At 45.6% G+C, this 7,305-nt stretch carries 9 protein-coding genes and 1 pseudogene; 4 read left to right on the top strand and 6 right to left on the bottom strand.

The features are described 5' to 3' along the window. Positions 1-224 precede the first annotated feature (224 nt). A complete protein-coding gene (gene purQ / locus O9332_RS22250) occupies positions 225-911 on the bottom strand; it encodes a phosphoribosylformylglycinamidine synthase subunit PurQ (RefSeq protein ID WP_288027467.1) in 687 nt (228 codons plus the stop codon). 88 nt (positions 912-999) lie between these two features. Beyond that, a complete protein-coding gene (purS, locus tag O9332_RS22245; RefSeq protein WP_288027465.1) occupies positions 1,000-1,275 on the bottom strand; it encodes a phosphoribosylformylglycinamidine synthase subunit PurS in 276 nt (91 codons plus the stop codon). A 31-nt stretch (positions 1,276-1,306) separates the two neighbouring features. Here purS and O9332_RS22240 point away from each other — a divergent pair, with 31 nt between their 5' ends. Continuing rightward, a complete protein-coding gene (locus O9332_RS22240; protein WP_288027469.1) occupies positions 1,307-1,690 on the top strand; it encodes a Fur family transcriptional regulator in 384 nt (127 codons plus the stop codon). Positions 1,691-1,793: 103 nt separating this feature from the next. On the opposite strand, the gene accD is transcribed toward O9332_RS22240, so the two are convergent. The 3 genes and pseudogenes from accD to O9332_RS22230 all read right to left on the bottom strand — a co-directional run bounded on the left by accD (position 1,794) and on the right by O9332_RS22230 (position 3,824). Continuing rightward, positions 1,794-2,744, bottom strand: a complete 951-nt coding sequence (accD, locus tag O9332_RS22235; protein ID WP_002762479.1) for an acetyl-CoA carboxylase, carboxyltransferase subunit beta — start codon at positions 2,742-2,744, stop codon at positions 1,794-1,796. A 19-nt stretch (positions 2,745-2,763) separates the two neighbouring features. Continuing rightward, positions 2,764-2,973: pseudogene (locus tag O9332_RS28505) on the bottom strand (hypothetical protein). A gap of 41 nt (positions 2,974-3,014) precedes the next feature. Next, entirely contained in the window at positions 3,015-3,824 is an 810-nt protein-coding gene (locus O9332_RS22230; protein WP_288027463.1) for a prepilin peptidase, read from the bottom strand. Positions 3,825-4,425: 601 nt separating this feature from the next. On the opposite strand from O9332_RS22230, the gene O9332_RS22225 reads away from it, so the two are divergent. Then, positions 4,426-4,728 carry a YkvA family protein gene (locus O9332_RS22225; RefSeq protein WP_002762481.1) on the top strand — a complete coding sequence of 101 codons (303 nt, stop codon included), beginning with the start codon at positions 4,426-4,428 and terminating at the stop codon, positions 4,726-4,728. Between the two features lie 132 nt (positions 4,729-4,860). On the opposite strand, the gene O9332_RS22220 is transcribed toward O9332_RS22225, so the two are convergent. After that, positions 4,861-5,520, bottom strand: a complete 660-nt coding sequence (locus O9332_RS22220; protein WP_002762482.1) for a phosphoribosyltransferase — start codon at positions 5,518-5,520, stop codon at positions 4,861-4,863. Positions 5,521-5,718: 198 nt separating this feature from the next. Here O9332_RS22220 and O9332_RS22215 point away from each other — a divergent pair, with 198 nt between their 5' ends. Both O9332_RS22215 and O9332_RS22210 read left to right on the top strand, forming a co-directional pair. After that, positions 5,719-6,204 (top strand): DUF4079 domain-containing protein, encoded by a 486-nt coding sequence (locus O9332_RS22215; RefSeq protein ID WP_002762483.1) that lies wholly within the window; start codon positions 5,719-5,721, stop codon positions 6,202-6,204. A 188-nt stretch (positions 6,205-6,392) separates the two neighbouring features. After that, positions 6,393-6,731 (top strand): P-II family nitrogen regulator, encoded by a 339-nt coding sequence (locus O9332_RS22210; protein ID WP_002762484.1) that lies wholly within the window; start codon positions 6,393-6,395, stop codon positions 6,729-6,731. Positions 6,732-7,305: the final 574 nt, after the last annotated feature.

The following is a 7,305-nucleotide window of genomic DNA, read 5'->3' as shown; positions in this document are numbered from 1 at the left end:
AATCCTTATCTGGCAAGAGATTTAATTGATTAGTTCGCTCCAGATCGCAAACAATTGACAAAAATTGCGGCAATGTCTGTCTCTATAAAGGTTTCATTCTTTATAACCCCGTCCATTGCATAAGACAAACCGAAGAACCTTCATTTTTAATTCTCCTGACTCCTGACGACCGGCTACTGACTCCTGACCCTAACAACAATTTTTGATTTTTACAAGAGGTCTAGTCAACAACAATTGATCAACTCCTGAAATAACAGACTCCCATCGGTCAAATTGAGCATCAGATCGGCGGCGCGTTCGGGATGAGGCATCATTCCTAGCACATTTCCTGCTTTATTGCTAATTCCTGCAATATTATTTAACGAACCGTTAGGATTTCCCGACTCATTTACCTCTCCTGTGGCAGTACAGTAACGAAAGAGAATTTGTCCGTTATCCTCCAGAGATTTTAACGTATCTTCTGCGGCATAATAACGCCCTTCCCCGTGAGCAATCGGCAAATTAAGCACCTGTTGCGGTTGATAACCTCGCGTCCAGACAGATCGATTATTTTCCACTTTTACCGGCACTCGATCGCAGATAAAATGTAAATCGCGATTACGAATTAACGCACCAGGTAGCAGCCCAATTTCCGTTAGTACCTGAAAACCGTTACAGATGCCTAAAACTAATTTACCTTTTTCGGCTTCTTCTCGGACAGTTTTCATCGCCGGCGAAAACCGAGCGATCGCACCACAGCGCAAATAATCGCCGTAACTAAATCCCCCCGGCACCACGATCACATCCAAATCCGCTAAATCCGTCTCTTGATGCCAAACATAGCGGGTAGGTTGCTGAAAAATCCCCTCCGTCACCGTTGCCACATCTCGATCGCAATTCGATCCAGGGAAAACAATAATCCCAAACTTCATAATTTTTAACTTGGTTAATTCATTGTGCAGAAAGCTCTCATCAGATGGGTGTTGGGGTATTGGGTGAATTTCCCCATTTCCTTATCCCCTATCCCCTATCCCCTATCTCCTGACAATGCAAATCAAAGCGATAATTTTCAATCACAGGATTAGCCAATAGTTGATCGCACATTTGAGCCAATTGTTCGCGGGCGCTGGTTTCGTCCGCTGCTGTTACGGTAAGCTCAATATACTTACCAATTCGCACCCCGGCCACAGTATCATAACCTAATTGCTTTAATCCCGACTCTACCGCCGTACCCGCCGGATCGAGTACCGAGGGGCGCAGAGTAACATAAATACAGCACTGATAATTTTTTGGCATAGAATTAACTTTGATCGCTGACCTTTTTGATATGAAATCCCAACGCACCCGATCGCAAGAGCGCATTATCCACTTACTCAAAACCTTAAATCGGGCAGTATCCGCTCAAGAATTGTTTGTGGAACTCCGTCAGCGTGACCAAAATATGGGGTTAGCCACTGTTTACCGCGCCCTAGAATCCCTAAAACTACAGGGTGCAGTCCAGGTGAGAACCCTAGCCACAGGAGAATCCCTCTACAGTTCCGTTCAGCAGGATCAACACCATCTTACCTGTATTCATTGCGGTCGGTCTATCGTCTTTAATGAGTGTCCCGTTCACGAATTGGCAGAAAAACTCGAAAAATCCCACCAATTCAAGGTTTATTACCATACTCTCGAATTTTTCGGACTTTGCGATCACTGTCAACCCGGTTAAGTGTGGGATGGACTACATTGAAACTGCCGAGCAGGAAAATTTTAGTACAAATGCTCGGACTGGCAGCTTCGGCACTCCCAACTCCAGTGCCGTCTTAGAACAGTTAAACTGTTGTTTGTCCCTGGGCTGTTTTCAGGGGGATTAACTCCGGTTGACTGTGGTGATGATGACTGTTGAGGGGGGATAACAAGGGGAAAAAGGGCTGATGTAAACTAATTAATTGAGCGAGGGTTTTCTTGAGATGGGTACGGGGAACGATCGCATCGACAAACCCGTGTTTTAACAAGTATTCCGATGTTTGGAAACCTTCCGGCAATTTCTCGCGCAAAGTCTGTTCAATTACCCGTTTACCGGCAAAACCGATAGTAGCCTTCGGTTCAGCGATAATAATATCTCCCAACATGGCAAAACTGGCCGTGACTCCTCCCGTGGTGGGATTAGTCAAGACGGGAATATAGAGTAATTTTGCCTCCCGATGCCGGTTAAGAGCGCCAGAAATCTTGGCCATCTGCATTAAACTTAACATTCCCTCCTGCATTCTCGCCCCGCCAGAAGCGCAGATAATCACCAGGGGTAAACTTTCATCGGTAGCGCCTTCCGTCAAACGACAGAGTTTTTCTCCCACCACCGATCCCATGCTACCCCCCATAAAACGGAAGTCCATCACCCCTAAAGCGAAGGGTAAACCATCGATCGTCCCCGTTCCCGTCCGGACAGCATCCGTCAGACCGGTTTTTTCTTGGGTTTCTCGGATGCGATCGCTATAACTTTTCCGATCGCGAAATTTGAGCGGATCCGTCGGTCGAATCTGTTCATCGAGGCAATTCCAAGTATTAGCATCCACTAACTGGCGAATTCTTTCTTCACTTTCCACCCGATTATGATGACCGCAATCGAGACAAACCAGTTGATTAGCTAATAAATCCTTCGTATAGGACAAAACGCCGCAATTGGGGCATTTTGTCCATAAACCATCGGCTATTTCTCGTTCCTGTTGTTGTTGAACCTTGGGTTCTGTTTTTTGGCGATTTGCAAACCAATCAAATAGAGACATAGTTTAAAATAAAGATAATTTATCGACTTTCTTCTAGGGGACTTAATAACAAAAGTGCTGTCCAGCGATCTTGGGGACGGACTTGTAGGGCGGCCTGATGACCCTAGCCGCAATAAACACCAAGGCCAATAGCGATAACGCGACTGGGGATGTCGTGAGCTTTGAGCATTTCCTGTAGCCAATCGGCTTACCCTAGACTGGGGGTTGTTCTAATGGTGATCCAAGACACGGAAGACTATTGTATCAAGATTTAATTACAGGATAACTTTTTTACAAGAAAGGGAAAAAAATGGTTTGATAGGCTGAGATGATCTTATCACTCCAAAAGACACTCATCAGAGCGCCGAGGGCAAGAAATGGCCCGAAGGGTATAGCTTGTTTTTTCCCCATTTTACCGAGAAAAATGCCCGTCATACCGATGGCCGCCCCGATAGCGCAGGCCAAAAAAGCGGTGACTAATAATGCTTGCCATCCTAACCAAGCACCGATCATGGCCGCTAATTTCGCGTCCCCTCCCCCCATGGCCTGTTGTCTGAGGGCAAAACTTCCCCCCCACCGGATCAGATCAAATAACCAGACTCCTAAAACCGCACTAGCGATCGCTGAAAAGAGATAGATAGCACTTTGATTATTTTGCCAACCTAAAAGAGTTTGGAAAACTATCCCTAAAACTAATCCCGATTGGGTGAGGGAGTTAGGAAGCGTCATCGTGTCAAAATCAATCAAAGCTAAAGCTAATAACCAACTGAGGAGAATCCAATAGCCGAGGGTCTGCCAAGAAAAGCTAAAATCTCCTAAAACCAGACAAAATAATAAACCGGTAAAAGTTTCGATCGCTGGATAACGGACAGAAATCGGGGTTTTACACCAGCGACAGCGACCCCCTAGCCATAACCAGCCTAAAACAGGTATATTCTCGCTTTTACCTAACCTATGGTGACATTTCGGACAGCGGGAAGGGGGATAAACTAGAGATATCCCCTTAGGTAATCTATAGATGACCACGTTTAAAAAACTGCCCACCGAGGCACCAAAAGCGAAGACAAAGGCAAAAGTAACTAGATGAAAGAGGGTTTCCATCCTTACACTGGCAGATAATTGATTAGTTTGTTATCGCCTATTATAGGGGATAAAGATGCCACTATCTCCCCTCTTAAGCATCCAGTAATAAGCTGTTCATAATTTAAATTGCTTGTTGAGACGAGGCGAGAGACACTCTGGCAAGAGGCAACAGTAAAGGGATTGGAGGAAATTCGGCTGATCATTAAGAATAAGCGGTTTAAATAGGGTTTGCTGAATAAATCTAAAAACCTTGTTGGATAAGGTTTTTAGACTTTTTTGACCTCAAAAAGTGCCGACCATTGGAGTGATTGGGGGGAAAATTCCGGGACTTTTTCCCTGAAAATTAGGTAGTTGACCACCTGAAAATCGATAAAACCCCACACCCCACACCCCACACCCCACACCCCACACCCTGCCACCACCGAAAAACTTTTTCAGCAAGCCCTAAATACGTCTTAGCTTAATAATTCAGGCTCATCCCTAAAGGTGAATTTTCTTCTGGGCATTTTTTTTTGATTAATTAGCGGATATCACCCTAGATAATGGGGGTAAAACCTCACTATCAGCCCCAGGGACAACCTGACAAAATTAAATTATCGCCGTCAACGAGGACAAATTAATGAAACCGATTGTTGAATCTTTTTACAACTGGTACAGCAGCAAAATCACTCACCCCCAATATCGTTGGATTATCATTCTGGGAACTATGGTTTATCTGTTTAGCCCCCTCGATATTTCTCCTGACGTTTTCCCGATTATTGGTTGGATCGATGATGGTATTGTCCTCACCCTTTTAACCACGGAATTATCGCGATTAGTTCTTGATTATCGCAATCGCCGTCCGGGGACAGTAAAGAATCAAACCGAGGTTTCTTCCCCAACCAATGCCGTTGATACCGATGCCGTAGAAGTCAGAAGTTAGAATTCGTAAGTCTCAATTCTGACTTCTGAATTCAGGAGATTGCTGTTATTTATTCTCCCCCCCACTACCCCACTTCCCCACTTCCCCACTACCCCACTACCCCACTTCCCCACTCCCCCACTTCCTAATTCCCTAAACTTGAATCAAAGAACTATCGACGGTGGCTAAAAGTGTTTGCACCTCCTCATCGCTGGTTTGGGAAAAGTCCTCGTACCAAAGAGAAATCGATCTCAATTCGTAGGGTTTATGTAGGCAAATTACTCGATCGACTAATTTTTCTAATTGATCACAGACCTCCGGCGGGGCAACAGGAACAGCAATAATAATAGCAGCGGGGTTTCTAGCTTTCAGGGTCAGAATCGCCGCTTTAATCGTTGCTCCCGTAGCGATCCCATCATCTACTAGAATAATCGTTTTTCCCGTCACGTCCGGAAAGGGTCGCTCCCCTCGATACAAACGATCGCGTCGCTCTAATTCGATCATTTCTTCCTTTGCTACCCTTTCCATCATCGCCTCCGATAGGTGCAAGTCTTCAACGACACTTTCATTGATTACCCGCACCCCATTCTGACCGATTGCCCCAAAAGCTAACTCTTTGCGCTCCGGTACACCTAATTTTCGCACCAAACACAGATCTAGCGGTAAATGTAACCTTTGGGCAATTTCAAAGGCGATCGGAACCCCACCCCGGGGCAAAGCCAAAACTAGCACCCCAGCACTATTGGTATATTCTGTCAAGTAACTAGCTAATAGTCTCCCAGCCGACCGCCGATCTTTGAGCAGATAAGTCATAACTCCCTCCTAGGGGCTAATCCCCGTGGAGATCCCTAGTCTCCCCTGACTCTATTCTATATTTCTCCGCTCATCTCTAGCTGAAATGTTAAGAAATTTAGCGAAGGCTTGACATTTTTTCGGCTAACCGCAGTTTTTCCAGTCCGGAGATCGGCTAAAATCTTAGGCAAAAGGGTTTTGTAAAGTTAGGTAACAAACATGAATCAAAGTTTAAGTGATGCGCTAGAGCCGATCGCCGCTGCCTTTCGCAGTCTCGGAACTCCCGAACCGATCGTTCATTGGGGACATCCAGTCATGATGGGGATTGTGGTTTTAGTTATGGGTAGTTATACTGCCTATGCCGGTTGGCAAAGCCGTTTAAGCAAAGATGGGGAAGTAGTGGCCAACAATCGGGCTGATCACCGCAAACTCGCCCCCTGGCTGTTTTTATTTATCGCTCTCGGTTACACCGGCGGTATTTTATCCCTAGTCATGCAGAAACATCCAATCCTCGAAAGCAGCCATTTCTGGACAGGATCGGTCGCAATCGGTTTATTAGCTTTCAATGGATTATTATCCCTCACTGGCTTTGCTGGCGGGAAAAAAGAACTTTTCCGGACTATTCACGCCTATATCGGCAGCATTGCCCTGATTTTACTGCTAGTTCACGGTGTTTTCGGTCTTCAGTTGGGATTATCTCTCTAGTTGGTTTATTTATGGCTTCGGGTGGGCTATTTCCCACCTGGAAGTTTTTCACGGTGGAAGACTGTGGCCAAGGAAAATAATTGAAGAAATCATGACTTTAAGCGCTATTGTCGGGATTCTGCGTTTAGAATTAACAGTTAATTTACCAAGAAAGTAAAGTATCGTCACGCAACGAGGAGATAGATATTTTGAAGAAAGTAGAAGCGATTATCCGACCCTTTAAACTTGAAGAGGTGAAACTCGCCCTAGTTAACGCGGGCATTGTCGGGATGACCGTCTCCGAAGTTAGAGGTTTCGGTCGTCAGAAAGGTCAATCGGAACGTTATCGCGGTTCCGAGTACACCGTCGAATTTCTCCAAAAACTCAAGATCGAGATCGTCGTCGAAGATAAGCAGGTCGATATGGTCGTCGATAAGCTGATTTCGGCGGCCCGTACCGGTGAAATCGGAGACGGTAAAATCTTCATCTCCCCCGTGGAACAGATCGTCCGCATCCGTACCGGCGAAAAAGATCTCGAAGCGATTTAACCTCCAAACAAGGGATGATAGTACAATGCTGTCATCCCCCCCCATTGAAGGCAATTCCCATCAAGCAGTGTAACCTAATTTGATATCGACCACCAACGACCGATTCCCCCAAACAAAAACTTTGTACCTCACCATTAAGATAACAAAGGCAGGGGGCAGTCCCGATGCCAAAGTTGGCACCGCCAAGCCTGAAAATATTCTGATCCTAAATCCGGTTATTACAAACTGATTATTTATTCCCCCTTCATCGCTGCTGAAGACCGCCGAACGGTACAAATAATTTGACCAGACTAGATCCCACATTCCGCACCCTAAGTGTCACAACGTCTCAAAAGAGGAAGATGCCTGAGTCAAAATACTTATCTAGAGGAGTGAGTTGGCGGCAAGCTGCCGGCAACTAAGCCGAAAATTCCAGGGTTCCCCCAGTCATTCTCAATAAACAGTGCTTATTGAGAATGACTAGGCAATCAGACTTAACATCTAGGGGGAGATGTTCCAGTTGCTCGCTTTGTTTTGTCACCCCTGGAAGTCAATCCATCTGGTCAAGATAAGAGATAATATTCCTGGCAAGGTT

This window comes from Microcystis sp. LE19-10.1B (genome assembly GCF_027530565.1).
In the GTDB taxonomy this organism is placed as follows: Bacteria; Cyanobacteriota; Cyanobacteriia; order Cyanobacteriales; family Microcystaceae; genus Microcystis; species Microcystis aeruginosa.
The sequence above is the reverse complement of the archived record's forward strand: the minus strand, read 5'-3'. Positions and strand labels throughout refer to the sequence as shown.

Excerpts from the sequence above, each read along its gene's own strand:
- purQ (WP_288027467.1), bottom strand. The coding sequence starts at position 911 with ATGAAGTTTGGGATTATTGTTTTCCCTGGATCGAATTGCGATCGAGAT.
- purS (WP_288027465.1), bottom strand. The coding sequence starts at position 1,275 with ATGCCAAAAAATTATCAGTGCTGTATTTATGTTACTCTGCGCCCCTCG.
- O9332_RS22240 (WP_288027469.1), top strand. The coding sequence starts at position 1,307 with ATGAAATCCCAACGCACCCGATCGCAAGAGCGCATTATCCACTTACTC.
- accD (WP_002762479.1), bottom strand. The coding sequence starts at position 2,744 with ATGTCTCTATTTGATTGGTTTGCAAATCGCCAAAAAACAGAACCCAAG.
- O9332_RS22230 (WP_288027463.1), bottom strand. The coding sequence starts at position 3,824 with ATGGAAACCCTCTTTCATCTAGTTACTTTTGCCTTTGTCTTCGCTTTT.
- O9332_RS22225 (WP_002762481.1), top strand. The coding sequence starts at position 4,426 with ATGAAACCGATTGTTGAATCTTTTTACAACTGGTACAGCAGCAAAATC.
- O9332_RS22220 (WP_002762482.1), bottom strand. The coding sequence starts at position 5,520 with ATGACTTATCTGCTCAAAGATCGGCGGTCGGCTGGGAGACTATTAGCT.
- O9332_RS22215 (WP_002762483.1), top strand. The coding sequence starts at position 5,719 with ATGAATCAAAGTTTAAGTGATGCGCTAGAGCCGATCGCCGCTGCCTTT.